Source organism: Bradyrhizobium sp. Ken51 (genome assembly GCF_055807435.1).
Map to the genome: position 1 here is coordinate 1 of NZ_JBVVPB010000024.1, position 23,997 is coordinate 23,997.

Here is a 23,997-nt window from a genome sequence, read left to right on the forward strand (position 1 = left end):
ACCGCCGAGATGATCAAATACGCCGCCAATGCGTTCCTCGCGACCAAGATCACCTTCATCAACGAGATCGCGGACCTGTCCGAGAAGGTCGGCGCCAACGTGCAGGAAGTCGCCTGGACAACCGCATCGGCACCAAGTTCCTGCATGCCGGCCCGGGCTTCGGCGGCTCGTGCTTTCCGAAGGACACCAAGGCGCTGATCAAGATCGCGCAGGACTATGACGTGAGCTTGCGCATCATCGAATCCGTGCTCGCGGTCAACGAGAACCGCAAGCGCGCGATGGCGCGAAAAGTGAGTCAGGCGCTCGGCGGCTCGCTGCGCGGCAAGACCATCGCCGTGCTCGGCCTCACCTTCAAGCCCGACACCGACGACATGCGCGACGCGCCGTCGATCCCGCTGGTCACGGGCCTGATCGACATGGGCGCGAAGGTGAAGGCCTTCGATCCCGTCGGCATGGAGCAGGCGAAGGGTGAGCTGCCCAGCATCACTTATTGCGAGGATGCCTATTCCTGCGCGGAAGGCGCCGATGCGATCGTGATCGTCACCGAATGGGTGCAGTTCCGGGCGCTCGACCTCGACCGGCTGAGGACGACCATGGCGCAGCCCGTCATCGTCGACCTCCGCAACGTCTACCGCCCCGAGGAGATGGCTGCGGCTGGCTTCGTCTATGAGAGCGTTGGACGGCCGAGCGGGTCGCGCGATTAGCCAATCGTGGGCCGCTCCTTCCCAAGGTGAAACGGCCCTTTTCCCTGCGCTTCCTCCCGCTTTTTATCGATTGTATCCCGTTTAGCTCGATGCTTTTGGAAACTGATCGCAGGCCATGGCGCTCATGATGATGGGAACGCGCGCCAAGCAGCGTTTCGTCGCGCCGCTAAGCAATAAAGGCCGCAACGAAACGGCCGCCGCTCCTCCATCGAGTCGGTTCAGTACCTCCAAGGCACCGCGGCACTCCCATACGGGGATTGATCCTGTAGAGTTCAGCTGCCAATGGGGTTGGGCAACGCCCAAATCGAACCGTCGTCATCCTGGGGCATAATGGCCGTTTGAGCGAAAGGTCTCAATAAAAGATAGGCGGGTACCCATACCCCAGTTGCGCATGATCTTCTCCGCGGTTCGATCTTGAGCAAGCCGGTCCTCCGCACAAGCTGCCCGAACGACGCATTCGGCGTCGAGATCTGCGATGACATCCTCGAAAGCAGAGATCGTCTGCTGAATGGCTGCGATCTTCTGAAGCTCGTCGCTGATCGGGGCGATGCGGCTCCGAGCGCGACGACTATCTCGCGGCGCCGCTCTTTCAGTTGGAAAGGGGAAACCATGGTCGGGTAGATATCTCATCAGGTTCAGGCGGCGCAGCGGCCTCGACGAAGCGCCCCCCTGTTGACTTAAATAATAAATTGACATTTAATATCTCGGCTTTAAATATCGAAAATAATAGTGAAGTTAAAAGCCGTGCGGCGGCCAAATTTGGAGTAACTCAATTGCGCGTGCTTCCGATCGCTTTGATTGCATTCGGTTTGCACACCGAAGCCCAAGCTCAATACGCGGCTAGGAAGGAGCCCAATCTTGCAAATCCTTGCACATATACGATTCGAGCTTCTGCTTATGAAGTTCCCGTCGACGGCCACCTGTGTTGGCGCGCACCTGCGCCGTATTACTCTGAGTACGCACTGTTGCGCTGCGCGCCACCATATGGTCTTCAGGAGCTCACCTTGGTAAAGCGCGCGGATTCCCGATGTAGCCAATACGAGTTGCGCTAACAAGGGTGCCGCAGTCACCTGCACACGCGGTGATAAGGCCGGACGCCAGCAGTCGGCGCCTGAGCGGCGGCCCGTTTGCACATCATTCCAGAAGGCAGACAAAGAACGGTCTACCGGCTTTTCCTCAAGCCGCTGCTCGAATTAGCAGTTGAGCCAGTCTTGCAATACTGGCTCCGGCTACGCCTCCCGCGATCTTCTCTCCGGCATCGGCGATGTGGCCGTGCCGATCTGGCGTCAAATGTTGCAGCAATTCGAGCGCGCTTGCCACGACGAGGACTAAAGCTATGACGCGTAGCAAGTGTTGAGGGTAGGCCATGACAAAGAGTGCGCCAAGCAGGCCATAAGCGAGGAACCTCTCGATACCTGCGGAACCAGTACCTGGACGCATCCCAATCGGCGACAATGTCGCAAAGATAATAAAGCCTAGTACGCACCAGGCCGCCAAAACGATCAGTTTGCGGGACATAGCCAATCGAATAGTGCCTCCCGCGGCTTGCGTCGAGCTATTGTTCTGCGGTCAACCCGTGCGAGTCGCTTGCTGCTCAAGGTTGAGTTAGAGCTTCCCTCTCAGTTCTGGGAATTGAGCTGCATCGCTCTTTCCGAGTTCTTTTGCTGCTCTGCATGATCGCCAGCCCGCAAGCCGGCCGATGCACAGGAATGCGCGGCCTTTGCCGCCGAATGCGATTGGCCTGCGCAGTCGCAAAGTATCCCGCGTTCGGCGCCCAGTCGAGCGCGGCAAGAACGAGGCGCGCATTGGGCTTGCGGATTGCGAGAGGTGATCCCGGACTTAGCGGCTACGTGGCCGATTGTGTACGCCGCCTTCCGGCGGTAGCTCGACCTGAGCGGAATGCTATTTACGGACCGCCATTGACGGCGATATGGCTGAGCTTAGCGACTTCTCAACGGCCTGTCCGCTCCGCTCGGGAGGTGAGTTCATTTGCTTCAAGGCAGAGGCTTAGCGCCGACACCCGCGAAAGCGGCAGATAGCCGGGGGTCAACTAACCGCGCCGCAAGCTCCGCCGCGCGCGTGCGCGCTGATCCCATCGGGTCAGCATTTGACCAAGCTCACCCTTCTGCGAAGACTCCTTTTCGTTTCGGTTTGCAGGCTGAGTTGGTAGCCATCTGGGCTGCAAATAGGGTGCCCAGCGGCGCTCTTCGGCGCGGCGCCTACGAGAAATGAGATCTCTGGTCAAGTAACCGGCGCCAAAGGAGACAGAGATCATCGTAGACAAGATGAGGACCGCGAACACTAAACAACTCCACTTACGACGCTGCGGGTATTTGATGGGGATGGGCAGTCAACTGCTTGCTACCGTCGCCTCCCTCAGGGGCCGGTTCACTTCCTTCAAAGCTGTGCTCGGGATAAGCAGCGCGACAAGCGCGGCAGCTACGTCGCTAGCCAGCGCAGCGAAACGCTGAAGGAGGCGAAATGCCAATCCCGTCGCAACGCTTGGGCTGCATTGTGTCTCCTTCCGAAAGGCCGTCATCAATTCAGCGGACACTGTCGTCCTTGCCATTTGGGCTGCCATCGCCGCCACCGTTGCCCCAACCATTATTGCCGTGATGATGGACGGCCCTTGCACCAGACTGGGCAATCGCATCCGATGGGAGAGAGGTTGATAGGAAAATTTCCCACAGGTTTCAAGAATGCGCGGCGGTCGTCGTTCTGGACTGGCATCGTGTTTCCCACTTAGTCGAACGGAATTAAATCATATTAAACAATTAAATCAAACATATTATGTTCCAGGACCAAGTGCGTTGTCCGTTTACCCCCTCGCGTCAGCGCGTAAGACGTTTCCTCTGAAGGTCCGCATCTAAAATGCTCCTCCTTAACCGGCCCGGCTGCTCGATCGCTCGGACTCCGCGCCTGCAGACGGCGTACTTGCTCGGCCGCCACATCGATCGCCTGCGCTCGATGGCATGATCCGTTCCTAGCCGAGCTTAAGCGACTACAAAAAAAGCGCGCGCCGGCGGGCTGGCGCTACCTTGAGGAACAAGGCTGGACCATGCTGCGCCGAAGCGAAGGGGCTTCCGAGGTGCGGCGCTGCGCTGCCTGCGATCGAGCACGGCAGCGATGAGCATCATGCGCCCGAGGCGCTGGACGTCGTTGTCCGCACGCGTCCGCTCGAAGCCGAGCCTACAGCGTTTTCGTAAGCAGCTAGGTCGAGTAAGCCGAACCAGCGGACGCGCCTTTGCGCAGCGGATCGGATAAGTGCGTGGATTGCGAACAACGCGCCATGTTGTTCGACCGCGCCATCAATAATGTTGGAGCGTCGCTTTAGCCACCTGACGTCTCCTTTCTTAAAAACCAAAACTAGTGCAGGAATTCTGATAAGATAAAGGCTGGCTGCGCGCTACAGCTGGCGGCGGCATGGAGGCCAGAAGGTACGCCGAATAATCGCTTTGTTCAGGCGTCCCTGCCGCGCCTACCGACCGAACCCATTTCCAAAGCTGCGCCCGAGGCCCCAGCACAACATCGACCGGCTCGCGGTCACAGCCGGCGACGAATGCAAGGCTTTCGTCGACGGCGTTTCGCAGTAGCCAACCCATGTCGAAACCGCTGCTCGGTATCATTAAGCAACGAACAGGAGCGCCCGCCGAGGCTAAAGCATGTAAGTAAGGGTAAGCCAACCCGATACTGCGAAACACACTACAAGACCGATATAGGGAAGAGCCACGCTCATTGGAATCTCCCAAGGAAAGAATTACGTCGAAATGGCCGTCTTTCCGACGCTCGCATCTACGACGAGCCTAAGGCCTCGCCTTGTCGCAAGGGGCGCTTTCTTAGCGGCCGTCTGTTTTCGGAGTTCGATCTCTGCTAGCGCAACGCGCCTGCGCAGCCCTTGGACTTCCAGCATCAAGTCGTTTAGCTTTTGAAGTTCCTCGGAAAAATGGCGGCGACGCGGACTACAAAAAGCATCCATTGGCCCCTCACAATAAGTCAACGCTGCAAAACATAGCTCAATAGAATAACCCTATACGTATTTCTGGTTTTCGAAAATAATTTTGGACGGAACTAAGGTCGGCGCTTCCGATCGCCACTTATTTGAATCAGACTATTAAAGTTGAATTATAAGGCCGGACGTTGCGGCTGTATATATCGAAATTCAATATTTGACTTCGGCCGCTCTAGATCTGCCGGAAGGGATTTATTTCCCTGAAGCTGATTTCGGCTTGCTCAATTAACCGCGCGCGCCTCGGGGTGCTCCGTGAGTTCAGGTGATCCCGTGAAGTGTTGAGAGTTCGAGGCTGAGGATGATGTTGGATCTTCTTGTCATCGTGCTGGCCGTATCCGCCGTCTCGTCATTAGTCGCAAACCATGTTGTTCGTCGACGAGACGTTCTGTGGCAGGTGCGAAGGAATAATCGAGAAGGTCGCCAGGCTCTTCATTCAGCGTCCGTCATGAATAGGCGCCCCATCCCAATCTCCTTCAGAAGCGGTTCGAACGCGACGTCGGACGATCCAACGTCGCAGCCGATCAACGACCTTCGCTCGCAATCCAGCGGCGATGCGCGGAACTTTGATCGGCCGAGAGCGGCGGCCATTGCGATCCTTAGATCCCTGAACTCGTATGGGTCGTAAGGGCCGCGCAGCATTTCGATGCCTTGTCGGAATACGGCGAGTGCCTCGGGCGTCACCTGCGCAGAACGACGCCCCTTGTCACGTTTCAATCTTGCCGGCATTCAGCGTGGTTAACGAATGAGCGAGAGCCCAGGGCTGGAATGAATCTTTAATCGTCGACAGAACGAGTATAGCGGGAGCTCCTTCGACAAGGCTCACCATTGGCAGCCGCTCGACAGAAATATAGAAGATCGCCTGCACAATCTCGCGCAGATCGACCGCGCGCCGGCCCAACCGCCGTCGCGGCGGTATCTTCCGAACGATCAACGCCCTTCTGTACCGGGCAAATCACTTGTGTAACGCAGGACACTGCGCTGATGCTTGTTACGAGCGGCTTTGGTCCCGCGCTATGGTGTCCTCCCCCGAAACTTTGCAAATCCGAAGGAAACCGCGCACCTTTTTCGGTCAGGCTCTCGGGCCACGATCGGATAAGCTCCAGCGTAGGGTACGGAGGGAGGTACTTGGGTCGGGCTCGGGAATTTTGTCGACGTACTCGAGACACACTCACTCCCCGAGGTCGGCAATCGTGGTCCACAGCTGAGGGTTGTTCGGCATCTGACTTCGTACCCAGCGATACGGCGCACGCGCCCACGGTTTGGTTTGCGGCGTCAGATTGTCGAGAACTAGAGTCCCGCTTCGGGTACGCACGACGACAACAAGATGATGTTTTCCCAATTTTGTGACGACCTCACTCAGCAGCAGCGCCCCCGCGGGCCAGCCGCGATTGAGCAGTTCGTGGCGCTTGCTCACTGCGTAATCGTTGCAATCGCCACGATCCGGATTGATCAACCAGGTTTCGACAACTGGGCCCAATTCCTGGTTCTCAGGAATGATGCTGCGATTAACGGTCTAATTAACCAGCTTAAGATCGGCCCAGCGTTTGTCAGTGAGGCGAACCGCCCCGCCGCGAAACAACGGCCTTCTGCGGCATTCATCCCCGTAGCGCAGGCAAAACATAGTGTAGGCCATCGGTGGCAGCGTGGGGGTCCCGAACTGGATGTGCTGGTTCACCGAGAGCGTTCTCGGGGGCATGTCCAACTGTCCCGCATTGCCGGGCTGAAACCCGATCACCACCTCCCCGAGTACCAGCGCGGCTCCGGCTAAAGCGGCTGAAAAGGGTGCATTTGGAGCTCCCCACGTACTAATAACTCCCCACGTACTGTCTGCCGTAGACGCGGGCGGAAGGCGAAGAGCATTAGTGCCGTCGCCGGCCTGACGTGCGTTGTTGCGCGGACATCACTATAGGCTGTTTGATCAACGGCTTCGACCGGAAATGGTTCCTAAGATCCGCCTCTAGCATTGGAAACCGAACGGAGTGCTGGAGACCAGCTTGGGATGTCGGCGCAGATGAGCTCCGATCCCAGCACCCCGGGTCTCGGCATCTGGTGAGTGCCGCAGTTGCTGCATTGCGCAGAACAAGGTGGCGCAAAAGCTGCTGGACCTACCAGCAGTTGCGCAAATGCGATCGCAACCCCTGAGAGATTGGCAAAGATCGTCAGCTGCATGCTACGCGTGGTTCGCAAGATTTTGCGCCGGCAGTAGCAGTGAGGCGGGTGCCAATACCCACAGGTTTGTCAGCAGCGCCACGGGGTGAGCTGATGCGCGGGCATTCACGATGATGAGCGTTCGAAATCCGGGCGTGCGACAACAGCCCCGCTCAAAGCCTGAGCGGTGCGTGGGCCACGAAGGGGGCCAGTTCCCATAAGTTCAGCGCAACCCAACGGCGTGATCTGCAAGTTACCCCACCAAGCTCGTTCATTGCCCACCGATGCAGCTCTGAGTGATGGGCACGGCAGAGCGGCACCGTGAACTCGTCGCCGACCTTGCGCCCGAGAGTGCTCGGCTGAGCGAATCTCAGATGATGAGCGTCGCTCGGGGGTTGCTGGCAGACGAGGCAGGGCTGTTCTCGGACACGACAGGTGGGCCTTGCTGCACTTACGGGGCGGCTCTTTTGGGATAGGCAAGCCCATCCCCCTTTAGGAGTAGCTGCGACGCCGCGTCAGTCGCTGCGGCCGCATCCGGGAGCAGCTCCATTGTCATTTCGAGCGTTGGTTCGAAGCAGCTGGCCGGCGAACGGGCAAGGTCTTCAAGCTTGTTCTGATAAGCGGGCTCGGCGAGCCGGGCATCCGGCTCCAGAAGGGTGTGCTTTGAGCTGGCCTTCGCCCAGGGGAGCAGAGCTTAAAGGGCTCAACAGTTGTTCGCGGAGCTCAGCGGACTTCGGTGGGTCTGCACCGGTGCACGGTTGAGAAGGCTTCCTTAGTCCGCTTTCGTCGTTGCGCGAGAGGTGATTGCGGCTCGCGGCGTCGAACATCCTCCGGCTGCTGTTCGTCGACGAGACCGAAGCCTCGACCATGATGGCGCGGCTCATGGCCGTTCAGCGTATGGCAGCGCTGTGCCTTCGTCGGCGCGCTCAGGGCGAGTGGCATGACGGCGCCGATGGTCCTCGACGGCCCCATGGGTGATCCGGCGTGCGAGGCTTACGTGACGCAGGCGCTTGCGCCGACCGTTGGGCCCGCCGACCTCGCGGCCAGCAGACAAGCGGGCCGGAGTCGGCAGCGCGATCGAGACGGCGGGCGCCGAGCTCCCTTATTTGGCGCTGTATTCGGCCGATCTCAATTTAATCGACACGGCCTTCGCCAAGCCCCAGGCCCGCCTTCGAAAGACCGCCGCTTGATCAATCAAGGATTTGGTCGACGCTATTGGCCCCGCTCTGCCGCCTTCAGCGCGCTAGAGCGTCTGAACTTCTTCGTCGCAGCCGGTTATGATCACACCTGATCAGAATCTGTTCGATAAACGCGCTGTTTCCATTTTAATTTGGGCTGGTCCGTCCGGGTCTCTCAATGGCAGCACTAATTTCTTCGTTCACGCTGCAAATTGTTCTCGATCTTGTGCCTTTTTAGCGACGTGGGTCAGCGACGGAGTGCGGTGCCGGGGTAGTCAAAAGAAGACAGTGCAGAATTCCCGATCGCAAATCGGATCGGCGAATTAAATGCCCTAGCGTTATTCGCGCGCCACTGTATTACCGCCCTCTTGCCTTTATCGCCGCTGGTTGCTGCAATTAAATGTGGATTGGGGAACAGTTTTGTAAGCCGTGCCTTGCCCGCTGCTTGGGCTTGATGGATTAATGCTCTTAGAATCGGGGATGGAGCTATGAACATCGATCATCTGAAGTTGCTATCGCTTGACGAGCTTTCGGAAATTCGCGACGAGGTGATCGCCAAACTTGGCGACGCGATGTTGGCGGAAAAAGCTAGATTGGAGGAACGGCTGCGCAGGATCGGAATGGCTCACGAAGTCACCCGGTTTGAACGTAAGCGCCGCCAATACCCGCCCGTTCGTCCGAAGTATCGGAATCCAAAGAATCCGACGGAGACCTGGTCGGGGCGGGGCAGGGTGCCGCGATGGCTCAAGCCGCAACTTCGAGGCGGCCGCAAGCTGGCTGATTTCCTTATTGCCAAAGCTCTTGATTAGACGCGGCCGATCAATTGATCACGCAGCCATCTGCACCCTGTCGGCCGAAGAAATATCATAAAGGTGCTTCGGGTTTGCGCGCTCGGTGCGCGCCGAGGAATGCCGCGGCCGCAGCGAGCTGATGCGGTTTGGAGGGGCCGTTTGCGGGACGCCCGAGGTCATCATCTGTTGAAGGCCAAGCCGCGCGGCCGCAGATCGTGAGCCGAGCTGCAAGCCCCCGCTCAGATGTCGGTCTCGCTGTCTCATTCGCGGGCGCACCGGCTTCTCTCCTGAGAGAGCAAACTCGGACGCTAGGCGTTGAACAATGAACGCTTTGCGACTTGCACGGCTGCGCGAAGGCGGCCTTCGCCTCGCGACCGCCAAAATAAATGCGTTCCATTGTCTTGCTTCTCGACCCACAGTCTGCCTCGCCTTGACGAGCGATGCGGGCGGCCTCAGCTCAGCCGGTTTATTTCGCGCGGAGCAGCGCTTACGATGAGATAGTGCACGATTTTGTCCTTCTTAAGAAACCCGAATTAAACGAGAAGTTGATGTCCGGGATACAGGAGCGCATGGCGCATGGCCGATTAAAATGCCCACGCTCAAAACAATTAAAAAAAGAGCAACCAGGTACTCACGGCCACCTTCCCCCTTGGAAGTGAACCTGGCTGTTTATGCGCAGTCAAAGCATCGCGCAGCGAACCGCGATTTCAGCGGCGGCTGAGGGTTCATTGCCCCGGGCGGTCTATCGTCGGAACGCCAGAAAAAGGAGTGTGCCGACGATGGCGGTCGCGAGAAGTGGAAACCAAATGTCCGGCACTTCAGGGACTCCGACTCACTGCGTCGGATTGAATGCGAGCCGGGCTCATAATTCTTCTGGTTTTCGCTATTCTCCACAGCTCAAAAGCAGTGGCTGCCACTCGCAACGGATAATTGCGGTATTATATTCGTGGTGGGCCGCCCTCGGTTCGAAGCTATTCGATCTCGCGCATTCGTTTAGCTAGCCGGCGCCGCGTGCAGATTCCATTCTGATCGGCAGTTCCAGCTTTAACGCAACTCGCGAGCATCAAGCTTAACGAGTGACAATCGTTGCCAAGTTGCCGAGACGGAATACCGTCGCGTCGATCGGGTATTTTCCCGAACCACCAGTCAGTGGGGTTGTCTGAAAACAGGCATCGATTTCCATGATTCGATATTCGTCGTATGGAAGTTCGAACTATCGTGCACCTGCCAAGCAGTGCCCCTATCGCGACCCGCTGGAAGCCGAGTACCTTCAGCTCATCGAGCTGCGAGAGCGGGTCAGAAAGGCCGAAGCTGCGGCCTCAAAACGGCTTACGGTCGCGACAAAGCAAAAGAACTCGCAGCAACGAAGATGAATCCGCTGGCAGTGATCTGTTCAGTGCCCCCGGCGGCGCTTGTGGCGCGGCGTTTTAACCACCGAAGTAAAGTTGTCTACAGTGGTCGAGATGGGCTTGGTGGGCAGGCTTGGCGAGATGCGTGCAGTCTGGACAATCCTTCGGATTTCCCGGCGATGCACTGCCATCGGTCTTTTTCAAAGTTCTCTCGCAGGCATTAGACCTTGCCGCCGAGCAGCCGATCGGAACGTTTGGGAGGGACACCAGTCTTTCGGACCAGGTGAGCGGGCCACGCGCCGCGCGAGCTGGCGATAAAGTGCTCGACGCCCAGGCGCAGGTCGAGCGACCGCTTCGCCCAAACGCGTTCCCGCCACGAAAGGAAGGTTTCTGGTCTGCGAGCGAAGCGGCGAGCAGACTTGTGACCGACATCTGGTGGGTGGCAGGGTGCCACGATGGCTCGAGCCGCAACTCGCGGGGGCCGGAAGCCGGATATCGCACGATGAATAAGCGGCTAACCAGCAGTTAAGAAAGAACGAATATCCTATTCCGCAGTTACCTGTGCGCCATCCCGGCAAGCAAGGTTATTGTTTCCGCCGAGGATGAGTTTTGAACCCAGGCCGGAACAACATGAAGGACCTCAGGCCACGATTGAATAAGCTCCGCGCTGACGCCAGAGACTTTGCCGTTATGAGTCAGCGGGCGACGGATGCCGAAAAGCGCGCGTTCTTTCAACGCTTGGCGGATGAACTCGCCTTCGAAGCTCTTGAGCTCGAGGTAATCGTAAAACAGCAAGGGCAGTTGGATTGCAGCGACCAGCACGAGGTCGTGGAATTTAAGCCGTCCTCTCAGAAGACGCGCGGCTGATGCGGAAAGAGGCTAAGCGCTCGGCTTTATTTTCCTTATTCCCCCGCGCGCATAACGATCCTCAAGCATAGTTCTGTAATATACGAGCGCAACTGCTGCGAAAGCTTGGGGTATGGAGGAAAGTACTTTGGTCGGGCTACGGGAATTTTGTCGACGAACTCGAGACACACTCACTCCCCAACGTCGGCAATCGTGGTCCACAGCTGAGGGTTGTTCGGCATTTGAATTCGTACCCAGCGATACGGCGCACGCGCCCACGGTTTGATTTGCGGCGTCAGATTATCCAGAATTAGAGTACCGCTTCGGGTACGCACGACGACAATAAGATGATGTTTTCCCAATTTTGTGACGACCTCACTCAGCAGCAGGGCGCCCGCAGGCCAGCCGCGATTGAGCAGCTCGTGGCGCTTGCTCACTGCGTAATCGTTGCAATCGCCACGATCCGGATTGATCAACCAGGTTTCGACAACTGGGCCCAATTCCTGGTTCTCAGGAATGATGCTGCGATTAACGGTCTAATTAACCAGCTTAAGATCGGCCCAGCGTTTGTCAGTGAGGCGAACCGCCCCGCCGCGAAACAACGGCCTTCTGCGGCATTCATCCCCGTAGCGCAGGCAAAACATAGTGTAGGCCATCGGTGGCAGCGTGGGGGTCCCGAACTGGATGTGCTGGTTCACCGAGAGCGTTCTCGGGGGCATGTCCAATTGTCCCGCATTGCCGGGCTGAAACCCGATCATCATCTCCCCGACTGCCAGCGCGGCTCCGGCTAAAGCGGCGGAAAAGGGTGCATTTGGAGCTCCCCACGTACTTATAATTTCCCACGTACTGTCTGCGCGGAAGGCGTAGAGTTTAGTGCCGTCGCCGGCGTTACGTGCGTTGTTGCGCGGACATCACTATAGGTTGTTCAACCAACGGCTTCAATCGGAAATGGTTCCTAAGATCCGCCTCGAACAGAGTGCTGGAGACCAGCTTGGGATGTCGGCGAGATGAGCTCCGATCCTAGCACCCCGCGTTCTGCAGGTTTGCTGCATTGCGCCAAAGCGGTCAGGCTTGAGAACAAGGTGGCGCAAAAATCGGTGGTGCTGGACCTACCAGCAGTTGGGCAGGTGCGATCGCAACCACTGAGAGATCGGCAAAGGTCGTCAGCTGCACGCTACGCATGGTTCGCAAGATATTTTGCGCCGGCAGGAGCAGTGAGGCGGGTGCTAATACCACAAGTTCTGTCAGCGGCGCCACGGGGTGAGCTGATCCGCCGCGAAGGGCATTCACAATGATGAGAGTTTGAAATCCGGGCGTGCGACAACAGCCCCGCTCAAAGCCTGAGCGGGGCGTGGACCACGAACGGGGCCAGTCGCCCACAAGTCCGGCGCAACCGGCAACGGCGTGATCTGCAAGTTAGCCCATAAGGTTCGCTCATTGCCGTACCGATACAGCTCTTGGTGATGGGCACGGCAGAGCGGCAACGTGAACTCGTGCTGACCTTGCGCCCGAGGGTGCTCGGCTAGCGAACCTCAGATGACGAGTGTCGCACGGGGTTTGCTGGCAAACGAGGCGGGTTCTCGGACCATCAACGGGTGGACCTTGTGGCACTTACGCGGCGGCTCTTTGGGATAGGCAAGCCCATCCCCCTCCAGGAGTAGCTGCGGCGCCCGTCAGTCGCGGCGACCGTACCCGGGAGCAGCTCCATTGTTATTTCGAGCGTTGGTTCGATGCCGCTGGCCGGCGAACGGGCAAAGCCTTCAAGCTTGTTCTGATAGGCGGGCTCGGCGAGCCGGGCGTCCGACTCCAGAAGGGTGTTCTTTGAGCGGTAGGCTGGCCTTCGCCCACGCGAGCAGGTTTACGCGAGCAGTGAACCCGGCCCGATGGCGGGTCATCTAGACCACCTGCTGCCCAAGCCGTCCAAGCTGGCGCGCGGTCACCATGCTGCCATGTCCTTCAATATCGCCTGGTTCACCGCCCTATTGCGCGAGCGGGAGGCCGCAGCCGGGGTTGCTTTGGAACTCTGCATCCTGACAGCCGCCCGGTGAGGGGAAATCCTTGGCGCCCGTGGGCCGAGATCGATTTGGACGAGAAGATCTGGACGGTACCTGCAATACGCGCGAAAACGGGTCGCGAACATCGTGTGCCGCTGTCCGGTCGCGCCGTGGCGATCCTCAGGCAGCTCAACGAGGTGAGTTCATATCTCCCAATCAGGCTCCCGGGAAGCCGCTGTCCAACATGGCGATAGAAATGAGTTTGCGCCGGATGAAGATCGACGACGCGACGGTTTCGGCAACTGGCCCGTCAACGGCGGGAAGGCAGCCTTGATCGCCTCCATAGCCGAGGTTAACGCTGCGCCAAGCTTCGCCGTCCGTCGGAGTTTTGAGGTTGACGTCGAACCGTGCGCTCGCTGGCAGGTCCAACGCTCGACGGCGCTTGAAATCAGCTTCGTCGACGCGCGATCACCCTTTTTGATTTTGGGGGCGCGCGATTTCGGTGATCTTTAAGACCTCGGATAACAGCTTCTCGTGGACCTCAGCGCAGCCTTTATATTCCGCTAGATTCGGGTGGTGTGGGCTTTGTCGAGAACCCGCCATGTTCGGGCGGCATCTTCAATGTATGTTCCACGGCTTGAACACGGTACGAGGCGATTGCACGCTCGAAGTATCCGTCTGCTGCACGGAGAGGTAGTTTGAGCGAAACCTGCCTCGTCAGCGTGGTCATTCCCGCATACAACGCTTCCGCGACGATTGACGAAACGCTCCGGAGCGTCCGGTCGCAGTCACACGAGCTACTGGAGATCCATGTCGTGGATGATGGCTCGACCGACAACACCGTCATGGTCGCGCAAAAACATGCCGATCAGGATCCCCGGATCAGGATCATCAGGCAGGACCATGCGGGGGTCGCGGCGGCCCGCAATCGCGGGTGGCAAAGCGCTCGCGCCGATTTCATCGGATTCGTCGATGCCGATGATCTTTGGGCGCCCACCAAGGTCGAACGCGAGCTTCAGGCCCTTATTTCGGCAGGAGAAAAGACCGGCCTTGCCTACAGCTGGCACGTGCGCATCGACGCCAAGAGCCGGGAGCTCGTTAAGGCGGCTCCGGTCTATTGCGCAGGCGATGTCCTGGACGACATCCTCACATGGAATTTTGTAGGTAACGGCAGCGGGATCCTCGTCCGCCGGGAAGCACTGCATGCCGTCAATGGCTTCGACAGCAAGCTCCACGCGGCGGGCGCGCAGGGCTGCGAGGATCTGCTTTTCTATTGCCGCGTGGCTGAAAGATATCACTTCGCTGTCGTTCCCGAACATCTGGTTGGCTACCGCCTTTTGCCGGAAAATATGTCGAGCAACCTGCCGAGTATGCTACGGTCCTATATGCTGGTCGCAGACGAGATGGCCGTTTCCCATCCCGACCGGGCGCACAGGTTGAGGCTTGGAGTTCAAATCTATAGCGTCGCGTTGCTGCGGGTGGCCCTGGCCAGCCGCAAATTTGGCTATTTTGCAACTTGCCTGGCGCTCGTAGTTCGTCGGCATCCGTTGCTGGCGGTTAAAGCGTTGACGTTTCAGCTGCCACGCGACGTTCTGAGCTGGTTGCGCTCGGGGCTCCAAGCACGGCTGGGACCGCGGCAGCGCGGATTTCCGGAGCTGAGTTCGTGTTTTCGGATCGGCGAACCGGGCGCGAAGCAAAAGACGACGGCTGGTGCGGTGTCGGCGGAGCAGCGCGCCGCAACCCGAGGTACAAACACAGCCGCACCAAACAGCGCTGCCGGTGCTGGCGCCGTAAGCGTCGTCGGGGTTGGCCACTCGGCGAACGGTTTGCCAATCGGCGCGCCGGATCCGGCCCGGGCTCGCCCGAACAGCCGATAGGCTCGAGCCGTTAGGCCTGTTGCCTGCGCCTACCACTTACAAGCCACGTCGGGCAGGCTTTCCGCTCCCCCCGGTCGCTAAACTCCTCTGCTCGAATTTTTGAACTCTGACTCACGCCCTATCAGATCGCAGACAAACCAGTAGCGACCAATGGGAAGAACGGCGCGTCGCTTTTCGGCAGCGCCGTCGAGCGAGCTGCGGCGCCGTGGAAGCGAGCTGCGGCGCCGCGGACGAGCTGTTCACGGCTCCGGGCGCTCGGAAGCGGCCTCACTCAGAACCGCAGCTGTGGCTGGGCCGTGGATGGGGCCAGCCGCCCACAAGTCCAGCGCCACCTGCAACGGCGTGATCTGCAGGTTCGTCCACCATGCTCGTTCATTGCCGTACCTATGCAGCTCTTGATGGTGGGCGCGGCACAGTGGCACCGTGAACTCGTCGCTGACCTTCCGCCCAAGGCTGCTTGGTTGTGCGAATTTCAGGTGATGCGCATCGCATGGAGTTTGCTGGCAAACGAGGCAGGGCTGTTCTCGGACAAACACCAAATGGGCCTTGCTGCGCTTGCGTGGAGGCTCCTTCGGATGGGCGAGCCCAACCTCCTGGAGTGATGGGTGCGGCGTCAAGTGGGTTCCTGCGACGGCATCCGGGAGCAGCTCCGATGATATTTCGGGCGTTGGTTCGACGCCGCTGGCCGGCGAACGGGCAACGTCTTCAAGCTTGTTCTGATAAGCGGACTCGACGAGCCGGGCATCCGACTCCAGAAGGGTGTTCTTGAGCGGGAGGCTGGCCTTCGCCCAGGCGAGCAAGCCTTCGCTGGCCAGCAGAGCTTCAAGTTGGCTCAACAGTTGCTCGCGGAGCTCAGCCGACCGCGGTGGATCTAGCACCGGCGCGCGGTTGAGAAGGCCCTGAGTCCGCTTCGTTTTTGCGCCGAGAGGGGCTTGCGGCTCCGCCCCGCGCGGTCCGGCCAGCGCGTCGGGAGCATCCAGATCGTCCTCCCCGGCAATTCCGACCAGAGCGAATAGGGCATAGCGCCTTGCATAGGTGAGCGCGGCCCCCATCCGGTGCGGTGCCTCGACGTCCTTGGCGGCGCAGACCGGCCACTCCGAGGCGATCCACTCCCCGGAGGAATGGGCAAGCAGCGTCGTGAGATGGATTTTGGCCGTGGCGGCCTCGATCCGGGTGGTCTGGATGGTGGCGATCTCCTGCTGGCTTAAAGTCTTGCGGACGATCTCTAGCCCGGAGGCAAGGGACGCGTAACGAAAGGTGCGATCGTCCTCGCGCGGAAACGGCGAGCGCATCACCGCGGTCAGTGTCTTCTCTGGGTTCGTCAACTCGGCTTGGGCCCGGGCGAGGGCTGCAGCGATGGCGCCGATCCGCTCACTGGATTGGTGCATGTTCGGCCTCCGTAGGCTGCGCCTCGAAGCTGATCGCGCCCAACTTGGAGCGTTTGGCCTTGATGCCGTGGCCGGTTGCCTCCTTGGCATCCTCCGGCACCAGCTTCTTCAGGTCGGCCTTAGCGGTCTCATGCTCGCCGTGCGCCTCGCGCGTCCGAAGATAGGTGGCAGCTAGTTCGGCCCAGTGATTGGAAGAAGACATGTCCACGACCTTGACGGCGTCAAGCCGTGGACGTGGCGTTTCGATGTTGAACAGAACCGGCGGCTCGCCGCTTTGAACGCAACGCCAGAACTTCTTCTCGGCCGTGAGCAGCAGGTGCTGATAGAGCGGATCGGCTTGGACTTTGATCTCGACCCACTTGCCACCGCCCGTGATGATTGAGAGCACGGCCGAGCGGGAGGCGATCACCCACATGTTGTGCTGAAGCTGGGCCATGTGCTTGTCGGCGGCCGCTTCCTCGGAAAAATTCCAAGGCAGCATGAACTTGGCTTCGAACACGGCTCCAGTTTGCGCGACGCGGCCATCCAATGTCGCGCCCATCCATCTGTGGATCGGGTGTCGGACCCTTCGCTGAACGTCTTCGACCGTGTGGCCGCTATTTCGCTCGTACCAGGCTCGGTTGAGGTCCTCGGTGATGCTGCCAAGTTGGACAATCAGTTCTTGGCTCAGGTCCTCGGTCTCGAGCTCGCCCCGCTTCTCACGCCAAAGTCTGGCGAGCTTGTCTTCATCCTCTCCCATAATGATCCTGGCGTCGGACCCCCCGATAAATGTGCGCCTGTCGAGTATTCTGTTGGCAATTACGTGCATCGCTGTAATCCTGGGTCAGGTGATTCAAGAAGGATGAATTGATACTAAAAGTATCTATTCCGCTGGCAAGGATGTCAATACTAAAAGTATCAATTAGGCAAATAAAGGCAGCGCGGGCTCTACTTGGCTGGTCGCAAGATGATCTAGCGGCAACGGCCGGGGTCTCGATTCCAACCATCAAGCGCCTGGAAGCTTCAGACGACGTCCTTGGGGGGCGCGCCGAGACGGCTTCTAAAATCTTGAGCGCTCTTTCCTCTGCGGGGATCGAGTTCATCGAGGAGAATGCAGGTGGACCGGGCGTTCGACTGAGGAAACCCACGCAATGACGGGTAGCCGTCGCGTCGTCTGAGTCCATTCATTGCAGTGTCCTCCGAACCCGATCGATGATGAGATCGCTCATAATAAACGGCGCAACCACCTAACAGGCTCCTCGGTAAGTGCCGATGAAGGTTCGACTGCTCCAGTGCTCGCGGCCCCAAGCGAGGCCTTGGGTGAGCGCGTCAACCTGATCGTCATGGCGACCGGGGAATGCGAGCAGCTCGGCTACGAATTGTTCCAGCCATCCGGCGCGTCGGGGAAGACGGACCGAACCTCCAGCGAACAAGTCGGTCTGCGCAATCAATCGCGCGCGCTTATCAGTGCCCGGCTTGTAAGACGTCACGTTGACGGATTGCTCTCGCAGACTCTGAATGAGGCCCAGACTGATCGGAGAATCCTCGATCAGAAGCGTTGATGATCTGTACCTTCTTTTGACCTCCATGACCTTTCTCTTCAAGGTTTCGAAGGGAAATCGGCCGCGCACCACCTCGAGAACGAACACGATTTCCTTGCGAACCAGAAGAATGACGTAGGCGGAATAATCGCCAGATTGGGTTTCACTCAAAGCGATGTCCCAGCTCATAACGATGCGATCGCCAGGCTCAGATGAGATCTGATCGTAGGTAACGAGCCATTTCTTCTTGATGATCGTGCCGCCAGGCGGGGTCGGATTCTGCTGGTATTGTGCCGAAAAAGCGATTGGCCCCATCTCACGCTTCAGTTCGCGCAGCACTTCCACCGACTCATGCGTAGGGTGGAGGAGCTCACCCTGCTGTCGCCTGTAGGTGCGGCAACGACCGAGGTCATAGGTTTGCGAGTGTTGCGCAATTGCAGGAAGATTGAGGACGTCAAAGCCACCTTGCTCCTGCAGGTACCCGACGAGGTCATCCTGATGGACCCGTTGCATGACCACCACGATACGCGTCGCTGTCTTGTCGTCGCCACGCGAAAGTAGGGTGGAGCGATACCACTCAAGGACCCGCGCCCGCACCGTCTCCGACATGGCGTCGCCAAGCTTCAAGGGATCGTCAATGACAATCAGGTTGCCCCCGAGCCCAGTGAGCGTCCCCTCGATCGAGGTCGCGATGCGTTTGCCACGCTTGGTGGTGACGATCTCGCGGTCGGTCTCCCGATCAATGCGCATGCCGGGAAAGCTAGCCAGATAGAGCGGATCATTCACCAGGCGCCGGAAGTCGCTGGCATGGGTGCGCGCAAGAAGATCGGAATAGGAGACCACGACCACGCGTTCCCAGGGAGAATGTCCGAGAAACCATGCCGGCAACGCAACCGATGCACACAGTGACTTGAGCGAACGTGGCGGCAGGGTGATGATCAAACGTCGGATGGGACCTGCAGCGACCTGGGACAGCTTGTATGTGATGGCCTCGTGATGCCAGTTCGGTTTGAACTCGACTTCTGGCCGCACCACACCGAAGGCAAATTGCGTGAATGCGGTCAGGTCATGGGCGAGCACTGCGCGCAGAGCGACATCCGCATTTGGCTCGATGTGTGTCGGCATGGTCATGTGTTCATGTTTTATCGGCTTCGTCTGGCGCATCGTCATCCAGCAGGTCGGGAGGAGCGAGAACAGGAGACGGTGCGGAGGAGCCCGAGGGCTGTGTTTGCCGTGCGACATACGCATCAAGGATGGCTTGGCGGTCCCCCGTGAGAACTTCACCGAGCACTTTTGTCTTCGTTAAGAACTCGGAGCCCACGCGTTCGGCGATCCAGAAGGCGTCGTGACGCGCATGCCGGTCGCCCTTGGCAAACTGAACGGCGAGCTGCTGCATGCCCGCGTCCCACATCGTAATAACGCGTTCTCGTTCGCCCTGCGCCAGCTTCACTTTTTGGCTGAACGCGCGTTCAAAAAGCTCTTTGAGATCAGGGACGAGTGATGGCGCCTTCCGCTTGGCGCCCCCGGGGTTGCCGCTCTGTCCAGGCTTGAATTGATGCTCTTTCGGCGGGCAACCCGGGCCGATCTTATAGAGCTGCTCCGCAGAAGTGTTGGACGAAGCGGCATGTTTGGCGGATTTTCCGCCTGAGCCACGCATTGGCGGCGGTGAGTTACCTGCCATTGCAATCCTCGCGGGGTGATCGTCGTTGATCGACGGGGTCGAGGCTTGCGTGGTCGTCGAGGCGGAGTGCTTCGACGTCATCGAAGGTCATGCCTCCGTTATCCAGTTCTGCGGCTTTGCCACTGTAACGATGAAATCGACGGAGGATCAGGTCGCAGCAAGCGGGATCGACCTCGAGCAGATAGGCCTGCCGCCCTGTCTTCTCGGCGGCAATCAGCGTACTGCCGGCACCCGCAAACGCATCAAGCACGATCGCGCCGCGACTGCTCACGTCCCGGATAGCATCAGCGATGAGCGCAACGGGCCGACAGGTGAGATGCGTCGGCAACGTTTCCGCGCGGCTCGGGTGAAAGGAGGCGCCGTCGGCATATTTCCAGAGGTTGCTGCGATTACGACCATGCTGGACGGGTGTAGAGGAACTGAGAGCGGCACCGTCGCCGCGCCGGAGAACGGCGATCAACTCATGCTGTTCTCGATAGAGACCACCCACCCTGGCTTCGCGCTTTACCCACACCACCGTGGCTTCGAGCGACAGTTGTTCCGCTCGCGCCGCAGCAAACAGCGCGTAGTTCAGCCCGCTCGAAAACGCGAACATGAACGCACCGGGCTGGGAGCTCGCCTTTGCGAGCCGCAAAGAGGACGACACGAACTCAATGACATCCAGCTCCGACCTCGCACCGTGCGCCGATACGAAGGCGGGATCGAGGCGCCTGCCGCGGCCGGAGAACTGTTCGCCTGCAAAATTTCTGAGCGGGTCAAGAAAAACCACCTCGGCCAGCTGGCCGCGCATGAGACGTCGGACGTCGGTGGCGCTGGTGGGATCGCCGCACAGGAGGTAATGACGACCTAGCTTCCAGAGGTCGCCCCGGTGCGACACTACAGGCTTTTCCGGTGTGGGCAATTCGTCGTCGGGACCGACGGTGTGGCCGTTCAGCTCTGCAGGTTGGTCGAGGCGGATGTCTATGTCGCCTAGCGAGAATCCTGCCACTTCAATTTCATGAAATCCGAGATGCGTTAGCTGCTCAAGCTGGATCGCGAGTCGTTTCCGGTCGTACCGGCCCAACTCCGCCAATTGGTTGTCCGCCAGGCTGTAAGCGAGACGTTCCGCTTCGGTGAGGCCGGATAACCGTACCGCAGGGATTAGCTTCAGCCCGAGATATTTCGCGGCCTCGACTCGGCCATGACCCGCGATGATGTCCATACCCGATATCAGGATCGGGTTGGCGAAGCCGAACCGTTTGATTGATTTCGCAATCTTTTCAATCTGCCGTCGGCGATGAATTTTAGCGTTGCTGGGGTTCGGGCGCAGGGCCTGGACGAGCACATAATCGATCGTTAGTCGGTCCGATCCGGCTTTTGACATAGGGCACTCCGTGGATAGCGACGCGGAAACATGCCTGCGCTGGATCTGAAAGGAAGAACGAAACGCGAGAGGATCTGTAGTGAGTTTTGTCCCGCCGGCGGCCCTGGCGGCTAACGGCGGTCGCCGCTGTGCTGAATAATGCTGGCAATCTTCGCAGCACGCGCGCTGAAGTTGATAACTCCACCCTCGCGATACTGTTGACATTGATCCCGGGCTCGGGACGTTTTGCCGGCTCTAGGGTAACGCCGATTTTCCTGCAGATCGGTTGCGCAGAAAGGCGAACCGATTGGAAATAAGTTCAAGGTTATTTCGACGAACTTTCGCGCTGCGAGGTTGCGCGTTGGCTTTCGATCGGCAGGCGACGCAGCGCCGCTTTGATTTGCCTGTCAATGCCGTGGCTCTTGCGCTCAACGGACAGCCCTGTTGCCTGTTCGTAAAAAAGGCTGGCAAAGTCTACGAAGTTGTTTTTCCCGTCGCTGCTCGGTTTATAGGGTGAAAATCTTGCCCAAAATGCCAGCGCCAAATTCACGATGTGCTGTTTGCGGTAATCGCGGGGTCGACCAGTTTGGGTCATACGGGCTTTGCACGCCGCGTGGCGAATGTTCTCCAGGGTTGATATCACAGCGGGTGTCTCTAAGTTGGGTCCGCGAAGAGGCCCGAACGCTTCGCATCGCCAGAAAGCTCCATGTGAGTGTCCGTGACGCCTCAAGTCGTCAAGGGCCGCGATTAATTGGTCGGTGGCGCGCGCAATCGCATTGAGCGGCGCATTGTGTTTGGCGGGCGTTGGTCGCGGTTCGTGGGCAGCAAGGGCGCGAGACGCTGCCAACGCACTCTCGATCCAACCACGCGCCTTGGAATCCGTGGTCGGGACGCCGGCCAATTTCAACCATCCGCTAATCGTCTCATTATCCGATCGCTTGGCAAGCATGTGTCACCTCTTGATCGACGGCGTTCTCTGGCAGATTAGAGTTCCGGTGCCCACGGGATTGTCAGATGTGCTTCACCGTCCCTGTTGCTTGAACAGTGCTTCCCTGCTCGCCCAATCAGGGGGAATACCGGCTAATCCTTTGTAATCAAACAAGATTTCAATCCGACGAAACCGTGGCGTCCCTGCATTTTGGAACAAATCACCCTGCATTCCCCTAGATTTGCAAGCGGTCGAACTCTATTTGAATATCGCAGATGAGCGAAGACACCCACGTTCTCCAAAGCGGATCCCTTTCGGCGACCATCAAGGCGCAAGGCGCCGAGATGTGTTCGCTGGCGAGCGATGCCGGCGTCGAGTTCGTCTGGCAGGCGGAGGCGGCTTGGCGGCGCCATGCGCCGCTGCTGTTTCCGATCGTCGGGCGTCTCGCCAATGACGAATTGCGGCACCGGGGCAGGACCTACCGGATGACCCAGCACGGCTTCGCGCGTGACAGCCGCTTTGCGTGGGCGGAACGTGGCGAAAGTCGCTGTGTCCTGGTGCTCGAAGACAGCGAGACGACGCGCGCGCTCTACCCCTTCGCGTTCCGCCTGACGGCAACCTATGCGCTCGACGAATCCGGTCTCGATCTTTCACTCGTGGTCGCGAACACCGGCAAGGAGATATTGCCGGCCTCGCTCGGCGGCCATCCCGCTTTCAACTGGCCGCTCCAACCGGGACTGGCGAAGGAGAGTTACGCGCTGAGCTTCGCGAACGCAGAGCCATCTCCCGTCCGCCGTCTCGACGGCGGCTTGCTGCGTCCGGCAACGGAGCCGAGCCCGATCAAAGGCTCCGTGTTGCCCTTGTCCGAATCCCTGTTCGTCGACGACGCAATCATCTTCGATCGGATCGCGAGCAATTCTGTCCGTTATGCCGCGGAGCAGGGCGCGTCCGCCGGGCCGTGGTTGGAAATGTCATGGCGAGGCTTTCGCGAGCTTGGCGTCTGGTCGAAACCGTCGGGCGCGCCGTTCCTCTGCCTTGAGCCCTGGCGCGGCTATGCCAGTCCGGCCGGATTCGACGGCGAGTTCACCGACAAGCCGGGGCTGATGCACATCGCGCCCGGAACGGAACAGCAGTTGTCGTTTCGGGTCGAGGTTGGATCCGCCTGAGGCCGGACGGCCTTCGCGCATCTCGAGTTCTCAGACCTCGATCCGTGTGAGGTCCGCGCCGAGCACGACTGGACCTGCGTAGTCCCGCCTGACGTCCGCAAGCAGCGCGTTCAGCATGGAATCGTCGGTGCGAGGCCGGTGATGGGTCAGCGCGAGCTTCTTGACGCCGGCCTTGGCCGCGACCTTCCCGACTGTATCGCCGCAGGCGATCGTGAATTTCGCAAGCCGGCGCAGGTGCTCGTTGTCGATCTCCGGCGTGGCGAGGAAGCAGCACTGGACCAGCAGGTCGGCCCCCTGAGCCAACCGCTCGAGACCGGGGCAGGGCACCGTGTCGCCGGAAATTGCGATGACCTTGCCCTCGGCCTCGAAGCGATAGCCGAGACACATCCAGCGTGCGAGGAAGGCCGGCGACATGTCGAGGCCGTCGCCATGCGAGACCAGTTCGGCGCTGATCTTCCAGCGCCCGGTGTCGAGAACGGGGCCCGGTATAATGTCGGTCGCGACGACAGGTTTCCACCCGCCAAAGCTCGGCTCGCCCTGATCGCGCCAGGCGATGTCCTTGTCGTAGACCTGCGTGACGAGCGTATTGACGAGCCGTTCGGTATCCGGCGGTCCATAGATGCGCAGATCGTCCTTGCGCCCGTGCAACCATGAATTGAGCATCACATCGTAGAGGTCGCCGATGTGGTCGAAATGGTGATGGGTGAGAAAGACCGTGTTGATCGAGCCGAACGGCACGCCCGCCTTGCTGAGCTGCACCATGACGCCGCGGCCTGCGTCGATCAGGACATTTTCCTCGCCGAGCCTGATCAGCGTGGTCGTCGCCATGCGGCGCGGGTCCGGGCGCGGGCCCCCGGTGCCGAGCAGGATGACTTCCATGGCGCCACCTCCTGGGTCAGGCTTTTCGGGCGCCACAGTAGATTTGAAGCTCTTGGCGTGGCAAGCGGCCGCGGGATGGGCTTCAGCCCGCACAACAGCCGCTTGTGCGGGGCTCCCGAACATGATGCGTGGGATGAGAAGTGTGGGCCAATTCATACTTAATCCAGTTGGTTCGTGACCAATGTTGTTTGGGCGCG

At 59.4% G+C, this 23,997-nt stretch carries 18 protein-coding genes and 2 pseudogenes; 6 read left to right on the forward strand and 14 right to left on the reverse strand.

Going from position 1 to position 23,997, the window contains the following annotated elements; genetic code table 11:
* Positions 1-704, forward strand: a pseudogene (locus AC0L27_RS30340) (UDP-glucose dehydrogenase family protein); the annotation flags it as partial.
* 315 nt (positions 705-1,019) lie between these two features.
* Here the strand turns inward: AC0L27_RS30340 and AC0L27_RS30345 are convergent.
* The 5 genes and pseudogenes from AC0L27_RS30345 to AC0L27_RS30365 form a co-directional block, all read right to left on the reverse strand.
* Positions 1,020-1,400, reverse strand: coding sequence for a hypothetical protein (locus AC0L27_RS30345; RefSeq protein ID WP_473321405.1), 381 nt, complete (start codon positions 1,398-1,400; stop codon positions 1,020-1,022).
* A gap of 480 nt (positions 1,401-1,880) precedes the next feature.
* Entirely contained in the window at positions 1,881-2,222 is a 342-nt protein-coding gene (locus tag AC0L27_RS30350) for a VanZ family protein (RefSeq protein ID WP_275171411.1), read from the reverse strand.
* Between the two features lie 3,313 nt (positions 2,223-5,535).
* A pseudogene (locus tag AC0L27_RS30355) lies at positions 5,536-5,682 on the reverse strand (transposase); the annotation flags it as partial.
* A 199-nt stretch (positions 5,683-5,881) separates the two neighbouring features.
* Positions 5,882-6,211: a transglutaminase-like cysteine peptidase gene (locus AC0L27_RS30360; protein ID WP_354211883.1), complete on the reverse strand. Its 330-nt coding sequence runs from the start codon at positions 6,209-6,211 to the stop codon at positions 5,882-5,884.
* An 823-nt stretch (positions 6,212-7,034) separates the two neighbouring features.
* Positions 7,035-7,235, reverse strand: coding sequence for a hypothetical protein (locus tag AC0L27_RS30365; RefSeq protein ID WP_473321460.1), 201 nt, complete (start codon positions 7,233-7,235; stop codon positions 7,035-7,037).
* Between the two features lie 1,292 nt (positions 7,236-8,527).
* Between AC0L27_RS30365 and AC0L27_RS30370 the strand changes: the two genes are divergently transcribed.
* Positions 8,528-8,848, forward strand: coding sequence for an H-NS histone family protein (locus tag AC0L27_RS30370; RefSeq protein ID WP_275171415.1), 321 nt, complete (start codon positions 8,528-8,530; stop codon positions 8,846-8,848).
* Positions 8,849-10,734: 1,886 nt separating this feature from the next.
* On the opposite strand, the gene AC0L27_RS30375 is transcribed toward AC0L27_RS30370, so the two are convergent.
* Both AC0L27_RS30375 and AC0L27_RS30380 read right to left on the reverse strand, forming a co-directional pair.
* A complete protein-coding gene (locus AC0L27_RS30375) occupies positions 10,735-11,001 on the reverse strand; it encodes a hypothetical protein (protein WP_473321407.1) in 267 nt (88 codons plus the stop codon).
* A 215-nt stretch (positions 11,002-11,216) separates the two neighbouring features.
* Positions 11,217-11,546, reverse strand: coding sequence for a transglutaminase-like cysteine peptidase (locus tag AC0L27_RS30380; RefSeq protein ID WP_473321461.1), 330 nt, complete (start codon positions 11,544-11,546; stop codon positions 11,217-11,219).
* Positions 11,547-12,908: 1,362 nt separating this feature from the next.
* On the opposite strand from AC0L27_RS30380, the gene AC0L27_RS30385 reads away from it, so the two are divergent.
* The gene (locus AC0L27_RS30385; protein WP_354218079.1) at positions 12,909-13,073 is read left to right on the forward strand and encodes a hypothetical protein; all 165 of its coding nucleotides are present in this window, start codon (positions 12,909-12,911) and stop codon (positions 13,071-13,073) included.
* Between the two features lie 644 nt (positions 13,074-13,717).
* A complete protein-coding gene (locus tag AC0L27_RS30390) occupies positions 13,718-14,896 on the forward strand; it encodes a glycosyltransferase family 2 protein (RefSeq protein ID WP_354211875.1) in 1,179 nt (392 codons plus the stop codon).
* A 239-nt stretch (positions 14,897-15,135) separates the two neighbouring features.
* Here AC0L27_RS30390 and AC0L27_RS30395 read toward each other — a convergent pair whose 3' ends face one another.
* Both AC0L27_RS30395 and AC0L27_RS30400 read right to left on the reverse strand, forming a co-directional pair.
* On the reverse strand, positions 15,136-16,284 hold the full coding sequence (locus AC0L27_RS30395; RefSeq protein ID WP_473321408.1) for an ERF family protein: 1,149 nt from the start codon (positions 16,282-16,284) through the stop codon (positions 15,136-15,138).
* A complete protein-coding gene (locus AC0L27_RS30400; protein WP_473321409.1) occupies positions 16,268-17,092 on the reverse strand; it encodes a YqaJ viral recombinase family protein in 825 nt (274 codons plus the stop codon). The genes AC0L27_RS30395 and AC0L27_RS30400 overlap by 17 nt, the downstream gene beginning before the upstream one ends.
* 71 nt (positions 17,093-17,163) lie before the next feature.
* On the opposite strand from AC0L27_RS30400, the gene AC0L27_RS30405 reads away from it, so the two are divergent.
* Complete coding sequence (locus tag AC0L27_RS30405) at positions 17,164-17,418, forward strand: helix-turn-helix domain-containing protein (protein ID WP_473301918.1); 255 nt, start codon at positions 17,164-17,166, stop codon at positions 17,416-17,418.
* 92 nt (positions 17,419-17,510) lie between these two features.
* Here AC0L27_RS30405 and terL read toward each other — a convergent pair whose 3' ends face one another.
* The 4 genes from terL to AC0L27_RS30425 form a co-directional block, all read right to left on the reverse strand.
* Positions 17,511-18,974: a phage terminase large subunit gene (gene terL, locus AC0L27_RS30410; RefSeq protein WP_473321411.1), complete on the reverse strand. Its 1,464-nt coding sequence runs from the start codon at positions 18,972-18,974 to the stop codon at positions 17,511-17,513.
* Positions 18,940-19,485 (reverse strand): DUF5681 domain-containing protein, encoded by a 546-nt coding sequence (locus AC0L27_RS30415; RefSeq protein ID WP_473321412.1) that lies wholly within the window; start codon positions 19,483-19,485, stop codon positions 18,940-18,942. Before AC0L27_RS30415 ends, terL begins: the two co-directional genes overlap by 35 nt.
* Positions 19,475-20,848 carry a site-specific DNA-methyltransferase gene (locus AC0L27_RS30420; RefSeq protein WP_354211869.1) on the reverse strand — a complete coding sequence of 458 codons (1,374 nt, stop codon included), beginning with the start codon at positions 20,846-20,848 and terminating at the stop codon, positions 19,475-19,477. The genes AC0L27_RS30415 and AC0L27_RS30420 overlap by 11 nt, the downstream gene beginning before the upstream one ends.
* A 304-nt stretch (positions 20,849-21,152) precedes the next feature.
* On the reverse strand, positions 21,153-21,776 hold the full coding sequence (locus AC0L27_RS30425) for a hypothetical protein (RefSeq protein ID WP_354211867.1): 624 nt from the start codon (positions 21,774-21,776) through the stop codon (positions 21,153-21,155).
* A gap of 254 nt (positions 21,777-22,030) precedes the next feature.
* Here AC0L27_RS30425 and AC0L27_RS30430 point away from each other — a divergent pair, with 254 nt between their 5' ends.
* Positions 22,031-22,921: an aldose 1-epimerase family protein gene (locus tag AC0L27_RS30430; RefSeq protein ID WP_473321414.1), complete on the forward strand. Its 891-nt coding sequence runs from the start codon at positions 22,031-22,033 to the stop codon at positions 22,919-22,921.
* Between the two features lie 30 nt (positions 22,922-22,951).
* Here AC0L27_RS30430 and AC0L27_RS30435 read toward each other — a convergent pair whose 3' ends face one another.
* The gene (locus AC0L27_RS30435) at positions 22,952-23,800 is read right to left on the reverse strand and encodes an MBL fold metallo-hydrolase (RefSeq protein ID WP_473321415.1); all 849 of its coding nucleotides are present in this window, start codon (positions 23,798-23,800) and stop codon (positions 22,952-22,954) included.
* Between the last annotated feature and the right edge of the window lie 197 nt (positions 23,801-23,997).

Bases quoted from the DNA above. Each gene is read 5' to 3' on its own strand.
- AC0L27_RS30385 (WP_354218079.1), top strand. From the start codon at position 12,909: ATGGCGGGTCATCTAGACCACCTGCTGCCCAAGCCGTCCAAGCTGGCG.
- AC0L27_RS30400 (WP_473321409.1), bottom strand. From the start codon at position 17,092: ATGCACGTAATTGCCAACAGAATACTCGACAGGCGCACATTTATCGGG.
- AC0L27_RS30345 (WP_473321405.1), bottom strand. From the start codon at position 1,400: ATGTCAATTTATTATTTAAGTCAACAGGGGGGCGCTTCGTCGAGGCCG.
- AC0L27_RS30350 (WP_275171411.1), bottom strand. From the start codon at position 2,222: ATGTCCCGCAAACTGATCGTTTTGGCGGCCTGGTGCGTACTAGGCTTT.
- AC0L27_RS30395 (WP_473321408.1), bottom strand. From the start codon at position 16,284: ATGCACCAATCCAGTGAGCGGATCGGCGCCATCGCTGCAGCCCTCGCC.
- AC0L27_RS30405 (WP_473301918.1), top strand. From the start codon at position 17,164: ATGTCAATACTAAAAGTATCAATTAGGCAAATAAAGGCAGCGCGGGCT.
- AC0L27_RS30425 (WP_354211867.1), bottom strand. From the start codon at position 21,776: ATGCTTGCCAAGCGATCGGATAATGAGACGATTAGCGGATGGTTGAAA.
- AC0L27_RS30415 (WP_473321412.1), bottom strand. From the start codon at position 19,485: ATGGCAGGTAACTCACCGCCGCCAATGCGTGGCTCAGGCGGAAAATCC.
- AC0L27_RS30370 (WP_275171415.1), top strand. From the start codon at position 8,528: ATGAACATCGATCATCTGAAGTTGCTATCGCTTGACGAGCTTTCGGAA.
- AC0L27_RS30430 (WP_473321414.1), top strand. From the start codon at position 22,031: ATGAGCGAAGACACCCACGTTCTCCAAAGCGGATCCCTTTCGGCGACC.
- AC0L27_RS30435 (WP_473321415.1), bottom strand. From the start codon at position 23,800: ATGGAAGTCATCCTGCTCGGCACCGGGGGCCCGCGCCCGGACCCGCGC.
- terL (WP_473321411.1), bottom strand. From the start codon at position 18,974: ATGACGATGCGCCAGACGAAGCCGATAAAACATGAACACATGACCATG.
- AC0L27_RS30420 (WP_354211869.1), bottom strand. From the start codon at position 20,848: ATGTCAAAAGCCGGATCGGACCGACTAACGATCGATTATGTGCTCGTC.